The sequence below is a fragment of the Janthinobacterium sp. PAMC25594 genome (assembly GCF_019443505.1).
GTDB lineage: Bacteria > Pseudomonadota > Gammaproteobacteria > Burkholderiales > Burkholderiaceae_D > Janthinobacterium.
The window spans coordinates 4,932,806-4,954,390 of record NZ_CP080377.1 but is presented as its reverse complement, the minus strand read 5'-3'; the positions used below and the strand labels follow the sequence as shown (position 1 = coordinate 4,954,390).

At 63.8% G+C, this 21,585-nt stretch carries 23 protein-coding genes; 9 read left to right on the top strand and 14 right to left on the bottom strand.

Features of this window, described 5'->3' with window-relative positions:
* Positions 1-24: 24 nt before the first annotated feature.
* Both KY494_RS22230 and KY494_RS22225 read left to right on the top strand, forming a co-directional pair.
* On the top strand, positions 25-2,499 hold the full coding sequence (locus KY494_RS22230) for a TonB-dependent receptor (RefSeq protein ID WP_219888260.1): 2,475 nt from the start codon (positions 25-27) through the stop codon (positions 2,497-2,499).
* Positions 2,500-2,609: 110 nt separating this feature from the next.
* Positions 2,610-4,181 (top strand): histidine-type phosphatase, encoded by a 1,572-nt coding sequence (locus KY494_RS22225; protein ID WP_219888259.1) that lies wholly within the window; start codon positions 2,610-2,612, stop codon positions 4,179-4,181.
* Between the two features lie 67 nt (positions 4,182-4,248).
* On the opposite strand, the gene KY494_RS22220 is transcribed toward KY494_RS22225, so the two are convergent.
* The 6 genes from KY494_RS22220 to KY494_RS22195 form a co-directional block, all read right to left on the bottom strand.
* Positions 4,249-5,535, bottom strand: coding sequence for an MFS transporter (locus KY494_RS22220; protein WP_219888258.1), 1,287 nt, complete (start codon positions 5,533-5,535; stop codon positions 4,249-4,251).
* A gap of 556 nt (positions 5,536-6,091) precedes the next feature.
* On the bottom strand, positions 6,092-6,412 hold the full coding sequence (locus KY494_RS22215; RefSeq protein ID WP_375143493.1) for a thioredoxin family protein: 321 nt from the start codon (positions 6,410-6,412) through the stop codon (positions 6,092-6,094).
* A gap of 21 nt (positions 6,413-6,433) precedes the next feature.
* On the bottom strand, positions 6,434-7,129 hold the full coding sequence (locus KY494_RS22210) for a fumarylacetoacetate hydrolase family protein (RefSeq protein WP_219888256.1): 696 nt from the start codon (positions 7,127-7,129) through the stop codon (positions 6,434-6,436).
* A 91-nt stretch (positions 7,130-7,220) separates the two neighbouring features.
* The gene (gene pcaF, locus KY494_RS22205) at positions 7,221-8,423 is read right to left on the bottom strand and encodes a 3-oxoadipyl-CoA thiolase (protein WP_219888255.1); all 1,203 of its coding nucleotides are present in this window, start codon (positions 8,421-8,423) and stop codon (positions 7,221-7,223) included.
* 44 nt (positions 8,424-8,467) lie between these two features.
* Positions 8,468-9,109, bottom strand: a complete 642-nt coding sequence (locus KY494_RS22200; RefSeq protein ID WP_257571954.1) for a 3-oxoacid CoA-transferase subunit B — start codon at positions 9,107-9,109, stop codon at positions 8,468-8,470.
* A 10-nt stretch (positions 9,110-9,119) separates the two neighbouring features.
* Complete coding sequence (locus tag KY494_RS22195; protein WP_219132799.1) at positions 9,120-9,818, bottom strand: 3-oxoacid CoA-transferase subunit A; 699 nt, start codon at positions 9,816-9,818, stop codon at positions 9,120-9,122.
* Positions 9,819-9,983: 165 nt separating this feature from the next.
* Between KY494_RS22195 and KY494_RS22190 the strand changes: the two genes are divergently transcribed.
* Positions 9,984-10,811 (top strand): IclR family transcriptional regulator C-terminal domain-containing protein, encoded by an 828-nt coding sequence (locus KY494_RS22190; protein ID WP_219888254.1) that lies wholly within the window; start codon positions 9,984-9,986, stop codon positions 10,809-10,811.
* Here the strand turns inward: KY494_RS22190 and KY494_RS22185 are convergent, their stop codons facing one another.
* The 4 genes from KY494_RS22185 to KY494_RS22170 are packed head-to-tail and all read right to left on the bottom strand — an operon-like array spanning position 10,812 to position 12,927.
* Positions 10,812-11,669, bottom strand: a complete 858-nt coding sequence (locus KY494_RS22185; protein ID WP_219888253.1) for a ChaN family lipoprotein — start codon at positions 11,667-11,669, stop codon at positions 10,812-10,814.
* Positions 11,670-11,711: 42 nt separating this feature from the next.
* Entirely contained in the window at positions 11,712-12,140 is a 429-nt protein-coding gene (locus KY494_RS22180; RefSeq protein ID WP_219132796.1) for a YeeE/YedE family protein, read from the bottom strand.
* Positions 12,137-12,565 (bottom strand): YeeE/YedE family protein, encoded by a 429-nt coding sequence (locus KY494_RS22175; RefSeq protein WP_219888252.1) that lies wholly within the window; start codon positions 12,563-12,565, stop codon positions 12,137-12,139. The genes KY494_RS22180 and KY494_RS22175 overlap by 4 nt, the downstream gene beginning before the upstream one ends.
* A gap of 8 nt (positions 12,566-12,573) precedes the next feature.
* Positions 12,574-12,927 (bottom strand): helix-turn-helix transcriptional regulator, encoded by a 354-nt coding sequence (locus KY494_RS22170; RefSeq protein ID WP_071075569.1) that lies wholly within the window; start codon positions 12,925-12,927, stop codon positions 12,574-12,576.
* Between the two features lie 331 nt (positions 12,928-13,258).
* Between KY494_RS22170 and KY494_RS22165 the strand changes: the two genes are divergently transcribed.
* The gene (locus tag KY494_RS22165; RefSeq protein ID WP_219132794.1) at positions 13,259-13,636 is read left to right on the top strand and encodes a hypothetical protein; all 378 of its coding nucleotides are present in this window, start codon (positions 13,259-13,261) and stop codon (positions 13,634-13,636) included.
* A 61-nt stretch (positions 13,637-13,697) separates the two neighbouring features.
* Here the strand turns inward: KY494_RS22165 and KY494_RS22160 are convergent, their stop codons facing one another.
* From KY494_RS22160 to KY494_RS22150, 3 genes are read right to left on the bottom strand one after another with little or no spacing between them, the layout of a single operon-like run.
* Positions 13,698-13,877, bottom strand: a complete 180-nt coding sequence (locus tag KY494_RS22160) for a hypothetical protein (protein WP_219132793.1) — start codon at positions 13,875-13,877, stop codon at positions 13,698-13,700.
* A gap of 19 nt (positions 13,878-13,896) precedes the next feature.
* Positions 13,897-14,478, bottom strand: a complete 582-nt coding sequence (locus tag KY494_RS22155; RefSeq protein ID WP_219888251.1) for a DUF1697 domain-containing protein — start codon at positions 14,476-14,478, stop codon at positions 13,897-13,899.
* A 15-nt stretch (positions 14,479-14,493) separates the two neighbouring features.
* A complete protein-coding gene (locus tag KY494_RS22150; protein ID WP_219132791.1) occupies positions 14,494-16,059 on the bottom strand; it encodes a sensor histidine kinase in 1,566 nt (521 codons plus the stop codon).
* Between the two features lie 207 nt (positions 16,060-16,266).
* Here KY494_RS22150 and KY494_RS22145 point away from each other — a divergent pair, with 207 nt between their 5' ends.
* On the top strand, positions 16,267-16,605 hold the full coding sequence (locus KY494_RS22145; protein ID WP_257571953.1) for a hypothetical protein: 339 nt from the start codon (positions 16,267-16,269) through the stop codon (positions 16,603-16,605).
* Positions 16,602-17,447: an HDOD domain-containing protein gene (locus KY494_RS22140; RefSeq protein WP_219132790.1), complete on the top strand. Its 846-nt coding sequence runs from the start codon at positions 16,602-16,604 to the stop codon at positions 17,445-17,447. The genes KY494_RS22145 and KY494_RS22140 overlap by 4 nt, the downstream gene beginning before the upstream one ends.
* A 141-nt stretch (positions 17,448-17,588) precedes the next feature.
* On the opposite strand, the gene KY494_RS22135 is transcribed toward KY494_RS22140, so the two are convergent.
* The gene (locus tag KY494_RS22135) at positions 17,589-17,915 is read right to left on the bottom strand and encodes a hypothetical protein (RefSeq protein ID WP_034746769.1); all 327 of its coding nucleotides are present in this window, start codon (positions 17,913-17,915) and stop codon (positions 17,589-17,591) included.
* A gap of 648 nt (positions 17,916-18,563) precedes the next feature.
* Between KY494_RS22135 and miaB the strand changes: the two genes are divergently transcribed.
* Genes miaB through ybeY form a run of 3 tightly spaced genes read left to right on the top strand, consistent with a single transcriptional unit; the run spans position 18,564 to position 21,446 of the window.
* Positions 18,564-19,931 (top strand): tRNA (N6-isopentenyl adenosine(37)-C2)-methylthiotransferase MiaB, encoded by a 1,368-nt coding sequence (miaB, locus tag KY494_RS22130; protein WP_219888250.1) that lies wholly within the window; start codon positions 18,564-18,566, stop codon positions 19,929-19,931.
* A complete protein-coding gene (locus KY494_RS22125; protein ID WP_219888249.1) occupies positions 19,928-20,992 on the top strand; it encodes a PhoH family protein in 1,065 nt (354 codons plus the stop codon). Before miaB ends, KY494_RS22125 begins: the two co-directional genes overlap by 4 nt.
* Entirely contained in the window at positions 20,976-21,446 is a 471-nt protein-coding gene (gene ybeY / locus KY494_RS22120; protein ID WP_219132788.1) for an rRNA maturation RNase YbeY, read from the top strand. The genes KY494_RS22125 and ybeY overlap by 17 nt, the downstream gene beginning before the upstream one ends.
* Positions 21,447-21,585: the final 139 nt, after the last annotated feature.

Genomic DNA, 21,585 nt, shown 5'->3' with positions numbered 1-21,585 from the left:
GATCATTCAAAAAAGGCTGTCACCATGTCCGTTCAAGTCCTTGCCGTTTCATCCCCGAACACCGTGCGCACGCGGCTGCGCCCGCTGGCCCTGGCGGCCATGCTGCTGGCCGGCGCCGGCCTGCATGTCCAGGCTACCGCCCAGGCTGCACCGGGCGTCGCCAGCTACGCCATCCCCGCCGGTCCGCTGGCCGGCGCCCTGAACCGCTATGCCCAGCAGGCGGGCGTCTCCATCGCCATCGACGCTGCCAAGGTGCAGGGTTTGACCAGTGCCGGCCTGCAGGGCAGCTACGCCATCGATGACGGTTTCGCCGCGCTGCTGCGCGGCAGCGGCTACGCCATCGGCAAGACGTCCACCGGCTATGTGCTGGTGGCCGCGCCGGCGTCCACGCCCACGGCGGCGGCCAGTGCCGCCTCGGCATCCGAGCGCACCATGCCCTCGATTACCATCGTCGGCCAGGCCGAGCAAGGCGCCGCCACGGAAGGCAGCGGTTCCTACACGGCGCGCAAGATCAGCATCGGCAAGGGCGAGCAAGCGATGAAGGACATTCCGCAATCGGTCAGCGTGCTGACGCGCCAGCGCCTGGACGACCAGGGCATCACGGACTTGCGTGTCGCCGTCAACAACGTCACCGGCGTGGTGGGCGTGCATGGCGTGGGGCCGGGCGTGGTGATCACGGCGCGCGGCTTCCAGATCGATCAATGGCAGTACGACGGCGTGCCGATCGACCGCAACACCTATGCGCTGGGTAACTGGGGCCAGGAAAACATGGTCATCTACGACCGCCTGGAAGTGCTGCGCGGCGCCTCCGGCATGCTGGTCGGCACGGGTAGCCCCGGCGGTTCCGTCAGCCTGGTGCGCAAGCGCCCGACCGCCACGCGCAGTGTCAGCATGACGGCGCGCGCCGGCTCGTGGGACCATGTTGGCGCCCAGCTCGACGTCAGCAGCCCCTTGAACGCGGACGCCAGCCTGCGCGGACGCGTGATTGTCGATGAAGACGATACCCACTCCTTCGTCGACCGGGTGTGGAGCAAGAACCGCACCCTGTACGCGGCGCTCGACTATGACCTGGGACCGGCCACCACCCTGGGTCTGGCCGTCAGCAACGTCAATGACCATGGCCGCCCCACCTTCATCGGCCTGCCCCGCTATGCGGACGGCAGCGCGCTGAACCTGCCCCGCTCCACCTTCACGGGCGCCGACTGGAACCGCAGCGAAGCCAGGCAAACCAACGTGTATCTCGACCTGGAACACCATCTCAACAGCCAGTGGAGCCTGAAGGCATCGGCCGTGAGCATGAAAGAAAACACCAGCTCCGTGCACCAGCGCGTGGCCATGCCCATCAATCCCGACGGCAGCGGCGCGCGCTATGGCGACTTTGGCATGGATTTCGACAACCGCAAGCGCGGCATCGATGCCTACGTGCGCGGCAAATTCGACGGCCTGGGCATGGCGCAGGAAGTCCTCGTGGGCGCCAGCTATGTCACGCTGGCGTCGGACGACGTCTATGCCCGCGCCTGGGAATCCGGTGCGGACGTCTTCAACATCAGGCATAACCGCCCATGGCAAGATATCGACAGCATCGCCGCGCGCGGCGTGCGGCCCGTCAGCACCTACGAAATACGCCAGAAGGGTCTGTATGGCAGCTGGAACGGCCAGTTGACCGGCAAGCTGAAAGCCGTGCTGGGCGGACGTTTCAGCTGGTATGACTTCGTATACGCGACGCCCACAGGTCCCGAAGAGCAGCTCAACGCCAGCGCCAGGTTCACGCCATCGGCGGCACTGATCTACGCGCTCGATCCGCAATGGTCGGCCTACGCCAGCTATGCCGACATCTTTACGCCGCAAAGCATCCGCGATGCGCAAGACAAGGTACTCAAACCCGTCACGGGCACAAACTACGAGGCGGGCATCAAGGGTGAGCTGATGGATGGCAAGGTGAACACCTCGCTGGCCGTGTTCCGCTACGACCACAAGAACCGTGCCGTCACCGACTATGAGGCGGGCATGGTGTGCCCCGACGGGTACTGCTCGCGCGCCTCGGGCAAGGTGCGCAGCCAGGGCCTGGAAGCGGAAGTGTCCGGCGAAGTGGCGCGCGGCCTGCAGCTGTCGGCCGGCTACGCCTACACGACGACGACGTATCTGAACGACCCGGACAATCAGGGCAAGGTCTTTTCCACCTGGACGCCGAAACACATGCTGCGCGTGTGGTCCAGCTACACGTTGCCCGGCGCCTGGGACAAGTTCAGCGTGGGCGCCGGCGTCAACACGCAAAGCCATACGCTCGATACCGCGTACAAATTCAAGGTTGCCGGCTTCTCGCTCTGGAACGCGCGCCTGGCCTGGCAAGCCACGCCGCAGGTGGCCCTGTCGGTCAACGTCAACAATGTGCTCGACAAGCGCTATATCATCCCGGCCTACAACACCACCGGTTCGAACAATTACTATGGCGACCCACGCAACGTGCAGTTCACCTTGAAGTACACGCCGAAGTGGTAGGCTGACGCGCTGCGCTGACAGCACAGGCGGGCCGGCATTCAGCCGTGCCCGCCTTTTTTTTCGTTCAGTGCTAGGCTTGTATTCGAGAAATTATCCACCGAGAAAAAACCATGTCGCCACCGTTTCCCCTGTCCCGCATGCTGCTGGCCCTGGCCTGCTGCGCCAGTCCTGCCCTCGCCTTCGACGGCGACTATCAAACCAAGACGCCGTACGCGCCGCAGCAGGACCCGGCCACGTATGCCGCGCCGCCGGCCGGCTTCCAGCCCATCTTCACGCAACTGGTGGCGCGCCACGGTTCGCGCGGGCTGACCGGCATGAAGGGCGACGCGGCCCTGTACGCGATGTGGCGGCAGGCGGCCGCGCAGGATGCCCTGACGCCGCTGGGACGCGAACTGGGTGCCGATATCCTGGCCCTGATGCGGGCCAACGCCCTGCTCGGCCATGGCGTGGCCGGCATCGAATCACCCGGCTATGGCAACCTGACGCAGACGGGCATCGACGAGCACCGGCAACTGGCCGCGCGCCTGCTGGCGCGCCTGCCCACCCTGTTCGCGCAAGTGGGACAGGATGCGGCCACGGCGCCGCGCCAGCTCGTCACCATCCATTCCGGCGTGGACCGCGCACGCGACAGTGCGCGCTTCTTCACGCAATCGCTGCTCGAACACGCACCCGCGCTGGCACCCTTGCTGACCCTGCCGCCCGCGCCGGCGCCGTACCCGCAGGGTCGCACGCCCGCAGTACAGCCGATATTACAAGCGGATGGCGTCAACCGTTTCCTGCTGTACGCGCACAAGCTGGCGCCGCGGATGGATCTGGTCGCCGATCGCGCCAACCCGTATTTCACCACCTATGCCGCCAGCCAGGCTTACCAGCGCTACGAACGGACCAAACAGCTGCATGCGCTGATGGACGCTCCGGCCAGGGAACCGGCAGCGGCCGCGCATGCGCGCCATGTACTCGAACGGCTGTTCACACCGGCCTTCCTGGCGCAGTTTAACGGCGGCGCCACCAGCTACGCGGACACGGGAAGCTACACTTTCACCAGCGCGGACGGCAAACTCACGCGCACCATCACGGGCAGCGGCAAGACCGTCATCCGCAGCCCGAATGCCGCCGCGACGAAATTGTATGAGCTCTACGCGATCGCCGCCGGCATGCGGCATGAGGTGCCGGCCGATTTCAGCCGCTACATGCCGGCCGAGGATGCGCGCTATTACGCGTCTGTCGCCGACCACGAGGATTTTTATCAGAAGGGACCGGCCACCACGGAAAGCAGCGGCGTGACCTGGCGCTTCGCGCTGGCCTTGCGCGAGGATTTTTTCAATGAAGTCGATGCGCTGGCGGCTGGTGACCTGCGCCACGCGGCCAAGCTGCGCTTCACGCACGCCGAGATGATCATCCCGCTCGCTTCGGCCATGGGCTTGCAGCAGCCGCTGCCGGCTTCGGCCAGCTATAGTTATGACACTAATCCATGGCGTGGCGAGAGCGTCTCGCCGCTGGCGGCCAACATGCAGTGGGACGTGTACCGCAACGGCGATGCTCAGCTCATCGTGCGCCTGCTGTACAACGAAAAGGAAACACCGTTCCAGCCAGCGTGCGACAGCGCCCGCATCGCGCCGGGCAGCGTCTTCTACGACTACACGGGGCTCAAGGCCTGCTACGGCCACGCGGCGGCGCAATAAAAAAAGCCGCCAGCTGGGCAGCTGGCGGCTTGTGGGGCACTCAGATGGTGCGTGCGCGTTGACTCGTTTATTCCCAGGCTTCCTTGCCTGCGCGTGGCTTGCCCACCATCAGCAGCGCGCCCAGGGTCAGCACGGCCGCCAGCGACAGGTAATAGCCCACGTATTGCAAGCCATGGTTGGTGGCCAGCCAGGTGGCGATGTACGGCGCCAGCGAGGCGCCCAGAATACCCGCCAGGTTGAACGTCAGCGAGGCGCCCGTGTAACGCACTTCGGGCGGGAACAGCTCGGACAGCATGGTGCCCAGCGGTCCGTAAGTCATTCCCATCAGGCCCAGGCCGACAGCCATGAAGACGGTCACTTCCCACGTCACGCCCGAGCCGAACATGGGCGCGAGCACCAGGCCGAAGACGGCGATGGCGACGGAGACCCAGATCATGGTGGCGCGGCGGCCGCGGCGGTCGGCCAGCACGGCCGAAAACGGAATCGTCAGGGCGAAGAACAGCACGGCAAACAGTTGCACGACGAGGAATTCCTTGCGCGTGAAGCCCAGCTTGGTCGTACCCCAGCTCAAGGCAAACACCGTCATCAGGTAGAACAGCACGAAGGTGGCCAGGGCGATGATGGTGCCCAGGAACAGCATGCGGCCATGCTGGCGGAACACGGTGGCGACGGGCAGTTTGACGACTTCGTTCTTGTCGATGACTTTCTGGAAGTCCGGCGTTTCCGTGATCTTCAGGCGCACATACAGGCCGACGATGACCAGCAGCGCGCTGGCCAGGAAGGGGATGCGCCAGCCGTAGCTGAAGAATTGCTCATCGGTCAGGGTTTCGCTGAGCAGCAGGAAGATGCCGCCCGACAGGAAGAAGCCGATCGGCGCCCCCAGCTGCGGGAACATGCCGTACCAGGCGCGTTTGCCCGGTGGCGCGTTCTCGGTTGCCAGCAGCACCGCGCCGCCCCATTCGCCGCCCAGGCCCAGGCCTTGGCCGAAACGGCACAACGCCAGCAGCAGCGGCGCCAGGGTGCCGATGGCGGCATAGGTCGGCAGCAAGCCGATGATGACGGTGGAGATACCCATGGTCAGCAAGGCCGCCACGAGGGTGGCCTTGCGGCCGATGCGGTCGCCGAAGTGGCCGAACACGGCCGAACCGATGGGGCGGGCGAAGAAGGCGATGGCGAACGTGGCCAGCGACTGCAGCACGGCGGCCGACGGGTCGCCGGCGGGGAAGAACAGTTTCGGGAACACCAGCACGGCGGCGGTGGCGTAAATATAAAAGTCAAAGAACTCGATGGTGGTGCCGATCAGGCTGGCGAACAGCACCGTGCCGGGGGAATTTTTCTTGGGGGGGATGCTCATTTACTGCGCTCCTTGGGGAGGGTGTCTAAAGGCCATTCTCTGGATGTTTTTTCAGGCAGCAGCACAGCACGTTGTCTCCGTGTCGTTCGCATATCATAGCCGTGCGCGAGGGCATTTGCCGCGCATTTGCTATTAAATTTACAAACAAAAAACAACGGTTTTTGTTGCCGTAGCGAACTGCCGGCAACGCGCGCTAACACGCCGTGATCGGTGCTGATTTAGAGAAACAACGGTCGTGCGCCATCCGGTTACCCGGGGCACGGCAGGAAAGGCGTCAGGGGATGGGCGACGTGTATCAGGCCCGGCGTATCGCCAGGCATTCCGTACCAGACCCGCGCGTCGGCATCGCGGCATCGGTCATTTGTGGTGAATCCTTGCCTGCGGCCCCTCCGGGTGGAGCGGGCCGGCGATGATCGCGCTGCATCACGAAGGATGCGGTTGATCTTGCTGTAAGCGGCTTATCATACGCGCAGTGGTGCGGTGCGGCAAGAAGTTGTGATGGTGCATGCCTTGCGGTGGTGTCGGCTTACGCTGCGCTAAGCCGACCTACGCCGATCTACGCATCAATCAATACAAAAGTCTGCTCGATCTCGCGACTATCGAGCGGGCGCACGAGGCGCGCCACTTCCTGGCCATCTTTCAAAAAGATCAGGGTCGGCCACAGCTTCACGCGGAACGAGCGTCCCAGGGCACGGCCGGGGCCGTCTTCCACGCGCAGGTGCGACACCCCGGGGTGCTGCGCCAACGCGGCGGCCAGCGGCGCCTCGGTGGCGCGGCAATGGCCGCACCAGCCCGTGCCGAATTCCAGCAGGGCCGGCCCCGCCAGGGCGTCGATCTCGGCGCGCGTGGGTTGCGCTACAGCATAAGTATCGCTCATCATGCCAGTCTCCTTGTCAGCTCAGACCACTTTCACGCGCAAGGTGCCCAGGCCATCGATGGCTCCCAGCAGCTCGTCGCCGCGCTGCACGGCCGCCACGCCGGCCGGCGTGCCCGTGTAGATCAGGTCGCCTGGCTGCAAGGTGAAATAGGTCGACAGGTCGGCGATGGTTTCGGCCACGTTCCAGATCAGCATGTCGACGCTGCTGCCTTGACGCAACGCACCGTTCACGTGCAGGGTGATGGCGGCATGGCTGACGTCGCCCGCCAGCGCGGCCGGCGTGATGGGGCCGATGGGCGCCGAGTGCTCGAATGCCTTGCCCGTTTCCCACGGGCGGCCCTGCTTTTTCGCCGCGCCCTGCACATCGCGGCGCGTCATGTCCAGGCCGATCGCATAACCCCACACGTGGCTCAGCGCATCGGCCACGCCGATATCGCTGCCACCCTTGCCGATGGCCACCACCAGTTCCATCTCGTGCTGGAAATCCTGCGTTTGCGCCGGATACGGCAACTCGCCCGTCGTGCCGGCTGGCACGGGCAGCACGGCGTCGTTTGGCTTCATGAAGAAAAACGGCGCCTCGCGGCCCGAGTGGCCCATTTCCTTGGCGTGGTCGACATAGTTGCGGCCCACGCAATAGATACGGTGGACCGGGAAAGTATCAACGCTGCCGGTGACGGGAACGCTGGGCTGGATGGCTGCGGGAATGACATACGACATGAAGACTCCTGATCGGCACGATAAAAAGGCGGTGATGAAAAAGGGGACACCGCAGTGTCCCCCATTTTACGGTAACTTTATTTCAGCAGGGTCAGACGCGTTCCAGCACCAGCGCGATGCCCTGCCCCACGCCGATGCACATGGTGCAGAGCGCATAGCGCCCGCCCGTGCGGTGCAGCTGGTTGACGGCCGTCATGGCCAGGCGCGCACCCGAGGCACCCAGCGGATGACCGAGGGCGATGGCGCCGCCGTTCGGGTTGACGCGCGCATCGTCGTCGCGCACTCCCAGCTGGCGCAGCACGGCCAGGCCCTGTGCGGCAAACGCTTCGTTCAGTTCGATGACGTCGAAGTCGGCCAGGGTCAACCCCGTCATGGCCAGCACTTTCAGGGTGGCGGGCGCGGGGCCCATGCCCATGATGCGCGGCGCCACGCCGGCCGTCGCCATGGCCACCACGCGGGCGCGCGGCGTCAGGCCAAAGCGGGCCGCGTTCGCCTCGTCGGCCAGCAGCAGGGCCGCCGCGCCATCGTTGACGCCGGAAGCGTTGCCGGCCGTAATCGTGCCATCCGCGCGCACGACGGGTTTCAATTTGGCCAGGGTGTCCAGCGTGGTGGCGCGCGGATGCTCGTCGCGGGAGACGACGATGGGCTCGCCCTTCTTTTGCGCGATGCTGACGGGACAGATTTCGCTGTCGAACACGCCTGCCTGCTGCGCCGCCAGCGCCTTGACCTGGCTGGCCAGGGCGAACGCATCCTGGTCCGCGCGGCTGATGCCAAAATCGCTGGCCACGTTTTCCGCCGTTTCCGGCATCGAATCGACGCCGTACTGCGCCTTCATGAGGGGATTGATGAAGCGCCAGCCGATGGTCGTGTCTTCCATTTTCATGCCGCGCGCAAAGGGGCTGTCCGCCTTGCCCATGACAAACGGTGCGCGGCTCATGCTTTCCACGCCGCCGGCGATCAGCAAGCCCGCCTCGCCGCTCTTGATGAAGCGCGCGGCGCTGCCGATGGCGTCCAGGCCCGAGCCGCACAAACGGTTCAGGGTGACGCCCGGCACGCTGTCGGGCAATCCCGCCAGCAAGGCGGCCATGCGCGCCACGTTGCGGTTGTCCTCGCCCGCCTGGTTGGCGCAGCCGTACAGCACGTCCGTAACAGCAGTCCAGTCGACGTGCGGGTTGCGCGCCATCAAGGCACGGATGGGCACGGCGCCCAGGTCGTCGGCGCGCACGCCGGACAGGCTGCCGCCGTAGCGGCCAAAGGGCGTACGCTGGGCGTCGCAGATAAACGCTGCAGTCATATTGTTTTCCTCCAAGAAATATTTATGTGAACATTGCTGGCTTGCTAACGTCCGTCCAGCAGTGAAACCGGCGTCAACGCTTGCAGCTGCGCAAAACTCAAGCCATCGGCCAGCTCGACGACGGTAGCGCCAGCCGGTCCCAGGTCGAGCACGGCCAGGTCGCTGTAGATGCGGCTGACGCACCCGATGCCCGTCAGCGGATACGTGCAGGCCTGCACCAGCTTGCTTTCACCCGTCTTGGTCAGCAATTCCATCATGACCCAGGTTTTTTTCGCGCCGATGGCCAGGTCCATGGCCCCGCCCACGGCGGGAATGGCGTCCGGGGCGCCCGTGTGCCAGTTGGCCAGGTCGCCCGTGGCGGACACTTGAAACGCGCCCAGCACGCAGATGTCCAGGTGGCCGCCGCGCATCATGGCGAAGCTGTCGGCGTGGTGAAAATAGCTGCCGCCGGGCAGCAAGGTGACGGGCTGCTTGCCCGCGTTGATCAGGTCGTAGTCTTCCTCGCCTGGCGCCGGTGCGGGGCCCATGCCGATGACGCCGTTCTCGCTGTGCAGGATGATCTCCGCGCCGGCCGGCAAGTGATTCGCCACCAGGGTCGGCAAGCCGATGCCCAGGTTCACGACAGCGCCTTCATGAATGTCGGCAGCCACCTTGGCCGCCATTTGATCTCGATTCCATTTGTTCACTTGATACTCCTCAGGCAACTTTGAAGCCGGCGGGGCCGGTGGCCGTGCGCGGCACTTGCACGATGCGCTGCACGAACAGGCCCGGCGTGATGACGTGTTCAGGGTCGATGCTGCCCAGCTCAGCAACTTCATGCACGGAAGCAATGCTGACTTTCGCGGCCATGGCCATGATGGGACCGAAGTTGCGCGCCGTCTTGCGGTAGGTCAGGTTGCCCCAGCGGTCGCCCTGCTCCGCCTTGATCAGCGCGAAATCGGCGTGGATCGGCGACTCGAACACATACATGCGGCCGTCGATCTCGCGTGTTTCCTTGCCCTTGGCCAAGTCCGTGCCATAGCCCGTGGGCGTGAAAAAGCCGCCGATGCCGGCGCCGGCGGCGCGGATGCGCTCGGCCAGGTTGCCCTGCGGCACCAGTTCCAGCTCCAGCTTGCCCGCGCGGTACAGCGCGTCGAAGACGTGGGAATCGGCCTGGCGCGGAAACGAGCAGATGATCTTGCGCACTTGCCCGTTTTTCAGCAGGGCGGCCAGGCCCGTATCGCCATTGCCCGCATTGTTGTTGACGATGACGAGGTCGCGCGCGCCTTGGGCGATCAAGCCGTCGATCAGCTCGGCCGGCTGGCCCGCGCCGCCGAAGCCGCCAATCATGACGGTGGCGCCATCGTGGATATCGGCCAGCGCATCAAGCACGCTGGAACGCAGTTTGTCGATCATTGCTGTCTCCTCCCAATCAAATTCATCAGTCATTTGTTCGTATGCAGAACAAATATTCGTATTTAGAACTTATTCGTGAGAATATGCCTGATCGGGGCGCTTGTCAATTTGCCGTTTTCACCAGCGCCATGGCTATAATTGCCACCTTGACCCATTGGAATCACCATGACCGACCGCCGCAGCACGCCCGTTTCCGCCGAAGAACTCCCTGATGCCGATGGCGCGCCCCGTCCCGGCGACAGCTATGTGCAATCGTTCGCACGGGGCCTGGCCGTGCTGCGCAGCTTTGGCGCGGAGGCGCCGCAACAGACCTTGAGCGACGTGGCGGAACGGGCGCAGCTGACGCGCGCGGGCGCGCGGCGCATCCTGCTCACCCTGCTGCATCTCGGTTATGTGGAAGCGGACGGGCGCTTGTTCCGTTTGACGCCCAAGGTGCTCGACCTGGGCTACGCGTATTTATCGTCCTTGCCCGTGTGGACGCAGGCGCAACCGCTGCTGGAAGAATTGATGCAGACCTTGCGCCAGTCGTGCTCGGCCACCGTGCTCGATGGCGACGACATCGTGTACGTCGTGCGCCTGTCCGCGCACCGCACCATGTCGATCAACCTGGGCATCGGCAGCCGCCTGCCCGCCTACTGCACCTCGATGGGACGTGTCTTGCTGTCGGGCCTGGCGCCCGAGGCGCTGCGCGAACGGCTGTCGAAGATGGCATTGCTGAAAATCACGCCGGCGACCAAGGTCGATATCGAGGTCTTGATGGAAGAGATTGCGCAAGTGCGGCGCCAGGGCTGGTGCCTGGTGCAGGAAGAGCTGGAACAGGGCTTGATCGCCCTGGCCGCGCCCGTGTTCGACCGGGCGGGCAAGGTGGTGGCGGCGATCAATGTCAGCGGCCAGACGGCGGGACCGTCCGTGGCGCATTTGCTGGAACACAGCCTGCCGAAACTGCTCGATACGGCAAGCCGGGTCAGCGCCCTGGTGCGGGTGCAGCAGTGATTACTTGTTAAACTTCGCGCACGGGTCCGGGCGCGGCTGCGCCGGCATCGTTTGCGTCAGGTCGAACGTACCCTGGTAGCCGCTGCCGCCCTGCTCCAGGTAGCCGATGCTGCGCACATTCAGTTGCGGGTCGGCCAGCTTCAGCCAGCGGGGCACGCCGATATCCTTGCGCACATGCTCATTGCCGGCGATCAGCACCACGTCGCGCGGCGCCTGGTCGCGGATCAGCTTGGCCATCCAGATATCGCGCGCCACCTGGGCATTGACGACACCGCTCACCATCATGTCGGGCAGCATATTGCAGCGGGCCGCCTGCACTTCCTTCTGTTGCCCTTCCAGAATGTCGGCCGGCACGGGCGCGGCCAGGTAAGTGGCGACCATGGCGGGCGGCATCGCCCATTGGATGCCGTCGCGCACGATGCGCGACGCGTCGGCCGGCGACAGGTTGCCAGCGACCAGGGTCAGCTGGTAGCTGATGACGAGGTCGAGCACGGGCCGGTACAAGCTCCAGTCCCAGCGCGGCTGCTCCATCACGCGGATGATGCAATCGGGGTCGGCGCAATCGCGCGCGGCGCGCGTCAGCAAGGCCTGGTTTTCGCGATCGAATTGCTCCATGACGATCACGGGACGCCAGCCAGCCGCCAGGCGGCGGCGCAATTCCTCGACGCGCAGGCGCTGGCCTTGCGCATTGTCATGCACTTCACCGAGCAGTAATACTTGCGGATTGGGCAAGGCGTCGGCCACGGGCGCGGGAGGGGGCGGTGCTTCCTTCTTCAGCAAGCCGCCGCAGGCGGCCAAGGCCAGCACGCTGCACAGCAGGGCGGCGCGCGCGCCGGCGCGGAAAATCACGGTCTTCATGTAAGCAGTATCCAAAGTGGCGATGCGCCAGATTGTACCGTCTCAGGCCGGCGCAGGCAGCTTGCGGCGCTCCAGCACTTCAAAGAGAAGCATGCCGGCCAGCATGGCGCCGACAAACAGCCACGCCTTCGGCTGGCCCGCCAGCAGCGAGACGAGGGCGGGACCAGGACAAAAACCGGCGATGCCCCAGCCTGCGCCAAAGGCCAGGCTGCCCAGCAGCAAGCGCCGGTCGATGCGCCGCGACGTGGGCAATTGCATGGGCTCGCCCAGCAGCGCCGTGCCGCGCCGGCGCGCCAGCCAGAAGGCGGGCATGGCCACGCCGATGGCGCCGCCCATCACCAGTGCCAGCGACGGATCCCAGGCGCCGGCCAGGTCGAGGAAACCGAGCACCTTGGCCGGGTTGCTCATGCCGGAAACGATCAGGCCCAGGCCAAAGACGAGGCCGCTCAACAGGGAAAACAGGATTTTCATGATAGGTGGCGCAACAGATACACGGTGAGGAAACCGGCCGCCATGAAGACACACGTGGCGGCCAGCGAACGCGGTGACAGGCGCGACAGGCCGCACACGCCGTGGCCGCTGGTGCAGCCGGCGCCATAGCGCACGCCCACGCCCACCAGCAAGCCCGCCACGAGCAGGGCCAACGTACCCGCCTCAATCTGCACGGGCGGCAAGACTTGCCACAACTGCCACAGCAGGGGCGTGCCGATCAGGCCGGCAAGAAAGGCGATGCGCCAGCCCAGGTCGCCCTGGCGCGGGCGCAGCAAGCCGCCGACAATGCCGCTGATGCCGGCGATCCGGCCATTGAACAAAATCAGCAGCGCAGCGGCCAGGCCGATCAGCATGCCGCCCGCCAGCGAGGCCCAAGGCGTGAAGTGCTGCCAAGCAATCGTCATGGTCGGCCTCAGTCCGCTTCGTCGTTGAACGGCAGACGCGGCGCGCAGAATTGCGCGTACAGCACTTGCAGCACGGCCAGCACGGGCGCGCTGGCGACGCGATAATAAATCTGCTTGCCATCGCGCCGCGTGGCCACCAGCATCTCTTCGCGCAGCACACCCAGCTGCTGCGACAGGGTCGGCTGGCCGATGCCCACTTTTTGTTCGAGGTCGCTGACGCAATGCTCGCCCTGCGATAGCTGGCACAGCAGCATCAAACGGTCGGCATTGCCCATGGCCTTGAGCAGCGAGCTGGCCTTGTAGGCCGAGCCACGCATGGCGTCGAGGTTGTATTCGGCGTGTTGTGTTGCAACTGTCTCCATCTTGCCCTCCCACAGGCGGTCATATTGATCATCATGCGATAAACAATATACTAATCAATATATTGTTTTCCTGCTGGCGATTCGCACCAAAAAACAACAGTATTTTTCAGTGATAGCGTGCTCATGCCAAGTGTGCGGCAGCGATAGCCTTCATGCTATCAAAATGATAAATATTCGTAATTTAAAGCAAATATACGTAGCAAAATTGCCACGATTTGTGCTGTAATAAGACCTCATCAGAAAAATTGTGATACGCCCCCGTACAGGCGCATTATCCGTCCAGGCGCAGGCCGGTTTCGGCCACGCCGCACGGTGAACCAGGGAGTCAACGATGAAGATCTTTCAGCCGCTATGTGTGGCCGTGCTGGCGCTGTCGGCGTATGCCGGCAATGTGGCCGCCAGCGCGCCTGTCGTGAGCGACGACAGTCTCGGTTTCACCAGCACCAGCGACAATCTCGGCTGGGAAACACCGGACTTGCCGTATGCGCGCCTGCTGACGCAGGCCTCGACACTCAATGCGGCCCCGCGCTGGCGCAGCGCCGGTGTGCGCCACGGCGCACTGCCCGCAGCCGCCACCGCCCCTGCGGTACAGCTGGTGAACGTGCCGCCGCCCGTGCCCGAAGCGAGCATGGTCTCGATGCTGCTGGTCGGACTGGGTTTGCTGGTCGTGAGCATGCATGGTGAAAAACAGGAAAAATTCGATAGCTGACCTTACTTCGGCGGCCGATGCCGTTGCATAAAAAAAAATTCCGCCTTGCGCGGAATTTTTTTTACTTGTCCAGCAAACGGCACACCCTTTCGATATTGCCCACCGGAATACCCGACTTCAGGGCGCGCGCGATGCAGCCCGCCTTGTCAGGGCCCGAGGCGGACATGAGCACGAAGGCCGTGCCCAGGGCGCCGACGGCGAGCAGCAGGATCAGCACGCCCTTGACGATATCCCAGTTCATGGCGTCTCGATGACAGGCATCAGTGCTCCTTGGCCGATGTGGCTGCCGCTTCGGGCCCGCTCAGCAGTGCCTGTAATTTTTGCATGGTGGCCCAGTTGCGCGAGGTGACGCCATCACCCAGCAGTACACCCAGTGACGCCACCACCTTGCTGGCCAGCACGCCATCGGGACACCAGGCATACGCGGCCCATTGCCCCAGCGCCAGCGCTTCCGGCTGCCACGGCCGCTGCAACAGCGGCGCCAGGCGCTGGACATCGGCCGGATTGTTCAGCACCAGAGTCAGCAGACGGGCCGCATCGGCCGTCGGCGCCAGGGTGTTTTGTTCGATCACCTGGGCAAACTGACTGGCCGACAGCACCGTCACCCGGGCCGCTACGCCCAGTTTCAGCACCAGCGCTTCCTCGATGCGGGCAGCGGCCTCGGCCGGCGCCACCGCCCCCCCGTCATACACGACGTTGCCGCTGTTGAGTACCGTGCGTACCTGCGCAAAACCCAGGTCGCCCAGCAGCTTGCGCAGATCGGCCATGGCCACGCGCTTGGCGCGGCCCACATTGATCCCGCGCAAAAGCGCCACTTGCTGACTGTTTTCTAGCTGTGCCATGTCTCTTCTCCTTGCCTATGCCGGGCTGCTGGTGCTGTCCGGCAACGGCGTCACCGTGGGCAGGCGCAGCAGGAATGTCGCGCCCTGTCCCAAGGTGCTGCTGACCGTGATGGTGCCGCCAAACTGCTTGGCAATCAAGTTGAACACGATATTCAAGCCCAGGCCCGTGCCGCCCTGTCCCCGCCGCGTGGTGACAAACGGGTCAAACACGCGGTCGAGCATGTCGGGCGCGATGCCGCGGCCGTTATCGCGCACCTGCATGGCGATCCACTCGCCGTCGCGACGCACGCCGATATGGATGTTGCCGACCGTGTCCGCATCGAAGGCGTGCTCGACACAGTTCAACACCAGGTTGGTCAGCACCTGCGCCAGCGCCCCTGGATAGCTGTCGAGCATGATGTCAGGCGGGCAATCGATATCGATGCTGATGCGCGTCTTTTTCAGGGTCGGCTGCAGGCTCGATATGACTTCCCCGATATAGTCGCGCAATTCGAACAAACGGCGCGCCTCGCTGACCTGGTCCACGGCGATCTGCTTGAAGCTGTGGATCAGGTGCGCGGCGCGATAGGCATTGTTCATGATCAGCCGCGCGCTCTCGCCGGCCGTTTCCAGGTAGCGCACGATATCGGTCTTCTTCACGCTGCCGCCGGCCACCGCCGCGCTGATGTGATCGGTCGCTTCCTTCAGCACCGAGGCACTGGTCAGCGCGATGCCGACCGGGGTGTTGATTTCATGCGCCACGCCGGCCACCAGGCTGCCCAGCGAGGCCAGGCGTTCCGACTGCAGCAACGATTCCTGCGCGCGGCGCAGCTCGTCCATCGCCTGCGCCGTCTCCTGCTGCGAGCGGCGCGCCATGTCTTCCGCCTCGCGGCTGCCCTCGATGATGGACTTGAGCTTGCGCTGCACGGCATTGAAGCCGCGGATCACGTCGCCCAGTTCGTCGCGCCGGTTTTCCGGCAGTTCTTCGACCTCGTCGCTGCCGCGCGTGGCCAGGTCGATCAAGCCGTCGCGCAACTGTTTCAAGGGCCCGAAGACGATGCGCAGGCTCAGCGCCAGGGCACCCACCAGGATGATGTCAAGCAGTAATACTTCCAGCACCTTGCGCCGCACTTCGCCGCGCAGGGCCGCATCGATCTGCGCGCGGCTGAAATTGACGATGACCTTGCCGACGATCACCGGCTTGCCGCCCGTGGCCGCCGCCACGGCGTCGCGGAACACGAGCGGCGCCTCGACGGGAGTGCCGCCCATGGCCACGTCGGAGGTCAAAGGCACCAGGGTGCCGGCCGCGTCGCGCACTTCGCCGGCGAACAGACCCACGGAAGCGTCGTAGACGCGGATGCCGACCAGTTCCGGCGGCAGCATTTCGGCCGCGACAATGCTGTCAACCTTGGATTTGTCGAGATCCCACAGGGCCGAAGGCAAGCTGGTCTGCAAGCGCGTGAGCACGCCGCTGCGCAGGCGCGCGCTGCCCGATTCAAGTTCCTGGCTCAGTGTATATTGGGTATAGCTGCCAGAAATGCCCAGCACCAAGGTGACGATCACGACAAAAAGCAGGGTCAGCCGGACTTGGATACTCACCATCGATCAACACTCCCCGGGCCAGGCCAGCCGCCGGCCCGCGGCGCGGGCACAGATACGTCAGCAATGCAACAGCCTGAAGCAAATGTACGGTATGACATGCTTATTGGCAAGATTTACAGCGCCCCCGTTTTCGACAGGGGCCTTGATACAGGTTGAGACATTGCGTCATGGCAATGGTAATATCCCGCAATCATCTAAGGAGTCGTCATGGCGGTCATACATCAACATCTACCCCTGGAACAAGTGCGTCCTGGCATGGTCTTGTCGGATGTCTTGCTCGACGCGCATGGACAAGTGCTGTTGCCGCAAGGTGCGGTACTGACGGAAAACATGCTGTCCCTGATGCCGCGCCACGGCATCACCATGCTGCCGATCCAGGCGCCGCCCCCTTCGCCAGAGGTAGTGGCCGCGCAGCAGGCGGCCGATAGCGAACGGCTCGATTACCTGTTCCGCAAGCATGATCCGGACGATCCCGAAGATGCGGCCACCACCTTGCTGCGCAGCTATGTCACGGCGTATCGTCTGGGCACGGGAGAGCCAGCATGAGCACCCAGCTGACGCTCGACGATATCGTCGCCCACCTCGATGACCTGCCTTCGCTGCCCGCCGTCGTCATGGAGCTGCTCAACAGCATAGACCAGGAAGACGTCGATATTTCCGTGCTGGCGAAAAAAGTCTCATACGACCAGGCGCTGACGGCGAAAACCCTGCGCCTGGCCAACTCCTCGCAATATGGCTTGCAAGTGAAGGCCACCACCATCCAGCAGGCGATCACCTATCTGGGTTTCCAGACCACGCGCAGCCTGATCACCTCGGCCGCCATCACGGGCTGCTTCCCGGAAGGTCGCTGCCCCGGTTTCGACGACAAGGCCTTCTGGCGCCATTCGGTAGCGACTGCCGCCTGCGCCAAGGTGCTGGCGCGGCAGATCCGCTTCAACCAGGATTACGCCTTCACGGCCGGCTTGCTGCATAACATCGGCCGTCTGGTGCTGGTCAGCAGCTTTCCCGCGCAGTATGCGCAAGTCATCGCGCACCAGGCGGCGCACGATTGCAGCCTGCTCGAAGCGGAACAGGCCGTGCTGGGCGTGGACCACGTGCAAGCAGGCGTGGCACTGGCCGAGCACTGGAATTTTTCCGACACCATGCGTCTGGCGCTGGGCAATTACTTGCAGCCGGAAACGCCGGGAGCCGGTTTCCTGGCGGCACTGATCCATGTGGCCAATGCCATCGTCTGTGCGCTCGACCTGGCGCAGGCGGGCGACGACATGGTGCCGCGCGTCTCGCCGGTGGCCTGGGATGCGCTGGGCCTGAGCGAAGAAACGTATCTGCAACTGTTCCGCGAAACGGAGTTGCGCTACGATGAAATCACCTCGGCACTGCTGAGCTAAACGCCCCGCCAAATGCCAACGGCTCTCGCCGCGAAGCGAAAGCCGTTATGGGTACTGCGGTGTATCCATGCCGCCCGGTCCACACCAGCCTGTTGCCGCCAGCAGTGAAGCAAGCGGCACAGTCAGCGTGCAACCGCCACATCAGTGCGCGTAATTCGATTCTTGCGCATCGCCGCGGTCTTCCGCTTTTGGACGGCCCTGGGCGTCGGACAGACGATATTTGGTGCGGCGGTCGCCCATCAAATCGCGCAGGTCACGGATGCTCATGCCCGTCACTTCGTGCATGCGGATCAGCAGCGAGGCGCCGACCGGCAAGCGGTGATGGCGGATCTTGCTGATGACGGGCGGCGCCACTTCGAGCAAGCGCGACAGGGCTGCGTCGTTTTTCAGCTGCATCTTGCTCAGCAGAATATCCAGCAGGTGATTCGGGTTGTAACTCTCTTGCGATGCTAATGCATGATGTGCCATGATTTTTCCTCGTCTAGTGAATGTTGAAAGAATGCCGATACGAACTTAAGGCTGGCTTAGAGTGTTTAAATAAACGTCTTTCCATCGGATTCAGCCCCCCTCCGCCTTCCCTCCTTGTCGCACTGCCTGCACAGGACTCGCACAAGCAACGTGCGCAGCTTGCCGCGTGAGTAAAAGCACTGCAACCCATCGAAATGAATTGCATATAAAACAATATACTAGTCCAAACAGGCCGCATCTGCGCCTCGCGCAAACTTCCTGATTGTTAAATATCAATCAAGCTGCTAGTTGGCTTGCCAACGATGCTATTTCAACACATTAGGATGCCAGCGGCCGCACACAAGGCTTTGCAGCAACTTGTTACAAATCAATGGTGTCGCACGGCAATAAATGCTCTGCGGCATCGCCGTGCCGGGCGCCGTATTCACGCTGCAATCTTGTCGGCATGCTCGGCACAACATGGCCCGTCCCGGCGATTTACGCTAAACTATGGCCTGAACTTGCAGCGAACCTGCCACCGGGCAGCCAGAGGCACCCGGCCGGTGATCCACCGCCTCCCGCCCCGGGCGGCGCACGGCGCAAGCCCTGCCCGGCTTATTTGCCGCCACACTTGTTTGCCGCCACATTTACCGATAAGCATCCGACTCCATGCAGAAAAAAGTATTCATTAAAACCTTCGGCTGCCAGATGAACGAGTACGACTCGGACAAGATGGCCGACGTGCTGGGCGCTTCCGACGGCCTGGTGCGCACCGACACGCCGGAAGATGCCGATGTGATCCTGCTCAACACTTGCTCCGTGCGCGAAAAGGCGCAGGAAAAAGTGTTTTCCGACCTGGGCCGTCTGCGTGAGCTGAAACTGGCCAAGCCGCACCTCTTGATCGGCGTGGGCGGCTGCGTGGCCTCGCAGGAAGGCGACGCCATCGTCAAGCGCGCGCCGTATGTCGACATGGTGTTCGGCCCGCAAACCCTGCACCGCCTGCCGCAGATGATCGAGTTGCGCCGCTCCAGCGGCGCCCCGCAGGTGGACATCAGCTTCCCGGAAATCGAAAAGTTCGACCACATGCCGCCGGCCAAGGTGGACGGCGCGTCGGCGTTCGTTTCCATCATGGAAGGCTGCAGCAAATATTGCAGCTATTGCGTCGTGCCCTACACGCGCGGCGAGGAAGTGTCGCGCCGCTTCGAGGACGTACTGACGGAAGTGGCTGGCCTGGCCGCCCAGGGCGTCAAGGAAATCACGCTGCTGGGGCAGAACGTGAACGCCTACCGTGGCGCGATGGAAGGCGGAGACATTGCCGACTTCGCCCTGCTGCTCGAATACGTGGCCGACATTCCCGGCATCGCGCGCATGCGCTTCGTCACCAGCCACCCGAAGGAATTCACGCAGCGCCTGATCGACGCCTATGCGAAGATCCCGCAGCTGGTCGACCATTTGTACCTGCCGGCGCAGCACGGTTCCGACAAGATCCTGGGCGCCATGAAGCGCGGCTACACAGGCCTCGAATACAAGTCCATCATCCGCCGCATCCGCGCCGTGCGCCCGAACATGGCCATTTCGTCCGACTTCATCGTGGGATTTCCCGGCGAGACGCAAGCCGACTTCGACGCCATGATGAAGCTGATCGCCGACGTGGGGTTTGACAACAGCTACAGCTTCATCTTCAGCAAGCGCCCCGGCACGCCGGCCGCCAGCCTGGCGGACGATACGCCGCATGAAGTGAAACTGGCCCGGCTGCAGCAGTTGCAGGCGGCCATCGACGCCAACACGCGCAAATACAGCCTGGCCATGGTGGGCAGCGTGCAAACCATCCTCGTCGAAGGCCGTTCGAAGAAGGACACCGATGACAGTGAACTGCAAGGCCGCACGGAAAACAACCGCGTCGTCAATTTCGACGCCGGCCCGGACGGCTTGCAACTGATCGGCCAGTTGGTCGACGTGCGCATCACCGAAAGCCATTCCTACACCCTGCGCGGCGAACTCGTCGCCAGCGCCCCCGCATTGAAAAGAGCCAGTTGAAAACCAAAGCCCCGATACAGCCGCATTACTTCATCCCCGAGCCGCTGGACAACACGCGCCTGGCGCATCTGTGCGGGCCGCTCGATGAAAACCTGCGCCAGATTTCCGCCGCCCTCGACGTGACGATCTTCCGCCGCGGCGAGAAATTCATCGTCGGCGGCAGCAATGCCGAACGGGCCGTGGAAATCCTCGACCAGTTCTACGCCATCGCCAACAAGGTCGTGCCGCTGGAAGAAGTGCAGCTGGCCCTGGTGGAGCAGCGCGCGGGACTGTCCGCCGCCTCGGAACACCATGTCAACGCCCCCATCAGCACCTTCGTCGAGCCGGACATCGCCAGCCCCGTGCTGAAAACGCGGCGCACCGACCTGCGCGGGCGCACGCCGCACCAGATCGCCTACCTGCGCGACATCCTCGAACACGACATCAGCTTCGGCGTGGGTCCGGCCGGCACCGGCAAGACGTATCTCGCCGTCGCCTGCGCCGTCGACGCGCTCGAACGCGACGCCGTCAAGCGCATCATCCTGACGCGCCCCGCCGTCGAAGCGGGCGAGCGCCTGGGCTTTTTGCCGGGCGACCTGGCGCAAAAGGTCGACCCGTATCTGCGTCCCCTGTACGATGCGCTGTACGATTTGCTGGGCTTTGACCGCACGCAAAAGCTGTTTGAAAAACAGGTGATCGAGATCGCCCCGCTGGCCTATATGCGCGGACGCACCCTGAACCACGCCTTCGTCATCCTCGATGAAGCGCAAAACACCACCGTCGAACAGATGAAGATGTTTTTGACGCGCATCGGCTTCGGCAGCAAGGCCGTGGTGACGGGCGACGTGACGCAAGTCGACCTGCACAAGAGCCAGACAAGCGGCCTGATCGACGCCGTGCACGTGCTGAAAGACGTGCGCGGCATCGGCTTTACGCAATTTAACAGCACCGACGTGGTGCGCCATCCGCTCGTCGCGCGCATCGTCGATGCCTATGAAACGGCGCAGGCGGCCGGCGCCAACGCCGCCCAGTTACTGCCCTTATTGAAACCAGCTGCCGCCAAAAATGTCCGAAAAAAATAAACTGTCCTTGTCCGTGCAATATCCGGACGCCCGCCTGGAAAGCCTGATCACGCGCCCCAAAGTGCGCCGCTGGGTCAAGGCGGCCCTGTTCGCGCCCGCCGAATTGACCATCCGCTTCGTCGACGCGGAGGAAGGCCGTACCTTGAACCGCGACTACCGCGAAAAGGACTACGCCACCAACGTGCTGACCTTTGCCTACAACGAAGGCGAAGAGTTGGCTGAGGACGAGCCGACGCGCGCCGACATCATCCTGTGCACGGACGTGCTGGAAAAGGAAGCGGCGGAGCAAAAGAAAAGCGTGGAAGAGCACACGGCCCACCTGATCGTGCACGGCGTGCTGCATGCGCAGGGCTACGACCACATGGATGACGAGGAAGCCACCGAGATGGAGGGCCTGGAAACGGAGATCCTCGCCAAACTCGGCATTACCGACCCGTACGCGGACCCCAAATAAACCGCGCAGATCGGGTAGGTCGGGTAGGTCGGGTTAGCCCGCAGGGCGTAACCCGACAACACCCAACAACGTAAGCGGAGTCGTAGGTCGGGTTAGGCGATACGCCGTAACCCGACAATACCCCACATGCCACAATAGC

Coding starts and splice junctions, on each gene's coding strand:
- KY494_RS22155 (WP_219888251.1), bottom strand. CDS start 14,478: ATGGCACAGCTAGAAAACAGTCAGCAAGTGGCGCTTTTGCGCGGGATC.
- KY494_RS22180 (WP_219132796.1), bottom strand. CDS start 12,140: ATGAAAATCCTGTTTTCCCTGTTGAGCGGCCTCGTCTTTGGCCTGGGC.
- miaB (WP_219888250.1), top strand. CDS start 18,564: ATGCAGAAAAAAGTATTCATTAAAACCTTCGGCTGCCAGATGAACGAG.
- KY494_RS22175 (WP_219888252.1), bottom strand. CDS start 12,565: ATGACGATTGCTTGGCAGCACTTCACGCCTTGGGCCTCGCTGGCGGGC.
- KY494_RS22140 (WP_219132790.1), top strand. CDS start 16,602: ATGAGCACCCAGCTGACGCTCGACGATATCGTCGCCCACCTCGATGAC.
- KY494_RS22210 (WP_219888256.1), bottom strand. CDS start 7,129: ATGTCGTATGTCATTCCCGCAGCCATCCAGCCCAGCGTTCCCGTCACC.
- KY494_RS22165 (WP_219132794.1), top strand. CDS start 13,259: ATGAAGATCTTTCAGCCGCTATGTGTGGCCGTGCTGGCGCTGTCGGCG.
- KY494_RS22170 (WP_071075569.1), bottom strand. CDS start 12,927: ATGGAGACAGTTGCAACACAACACGCCGAATACAACCTCGACGCCATG.
- KY494_RS22190 (WP_219888254.1), top strand. CDS start 9,984: ATGACCGACCGCCGCAGCACGCCCGTTTCCGCCGAAGAACTCCCTGAT.
- pcaF (WP_219888255.1), bottom strand. CDS start 8,423: ATGACTGCAGCGTTTATCTGCGACGCCCAGCGTACGCCCTTTGGCCGC.
- KY494_RS22230 (WP_219888260.1), top strand. CDS start 25: ATGTCCGTTCAAGTCCTTGCCGTTTCATCCCCGAACACCGTGCGCACG.
- ybeY (WP_219132788.1), top strand. CDS start 20,976: ATGTCCGAAAAAAATAAACTGTCCTTGTCCGTGCAATATCCGGACGCC.
- KY494_RS22225 (WP_219888259.1), top strand. CDS start 2,610: ATGTCGCCACCGTTTCCCCTGTCCCGCATGCTGCTGGCCCTGGCCTGC.
- KY494_RS22220 (WP_219888258.1), bottom strand. CDS start 5,535: ATGAGCATCCCCCCCAAGAAAAATTCCCCCGGCACGGTGCTGTTCGCC.
- KY494_RS22160 (WP_219132793.1), bottom strand. CDS start 13,877: ATGAACTGGGATATCGTCAAGGGCGTGCTGATCCTGCTGCTCGCCGTC.
- KY494_RS22135 (WP_034746769.1), bottom strand. CDS start 17,915: ATGGCACATCATGCATTAGCATCGCAAGAGAGTTACAACCCGAATCAC.
- KY494_RS22215 (WP_375143493.1), bottom strand. CDS start 6,412: ATGAGCGATACTTATGCTGTAGCGCAACCCACGCGCGCCGAGATCGAC.
- KY494_RS22150 (WP_219132791.1), bottom strand. CDS start 16,059: ATGGTGAGTATCCAAGTCCGGCTGACCCTGCTTTTTGTCGTGATCGTC.
- KY494_RS22145 (WP_257571953.1), top strand. CDS start 16,267: ATGGCGGTCATACATCAACATCTACCCCTGGAACAAGTGCGTCCTGGC.
- KY494_RS22185 (WP_219888253.1), bottom strand. CDS start 11,669: ATGAAGACCGTGATTTTCCGCGCCGGCGCGCGCGCCGCCCTGCTGTGC.
- KY494_RS22195 (WP_219132799.1), bottom strand. CDS start 9,818: ATGATCGACAAACTGCGTTCCAGCGTGCTTGATGCGCTGGCCGATATC.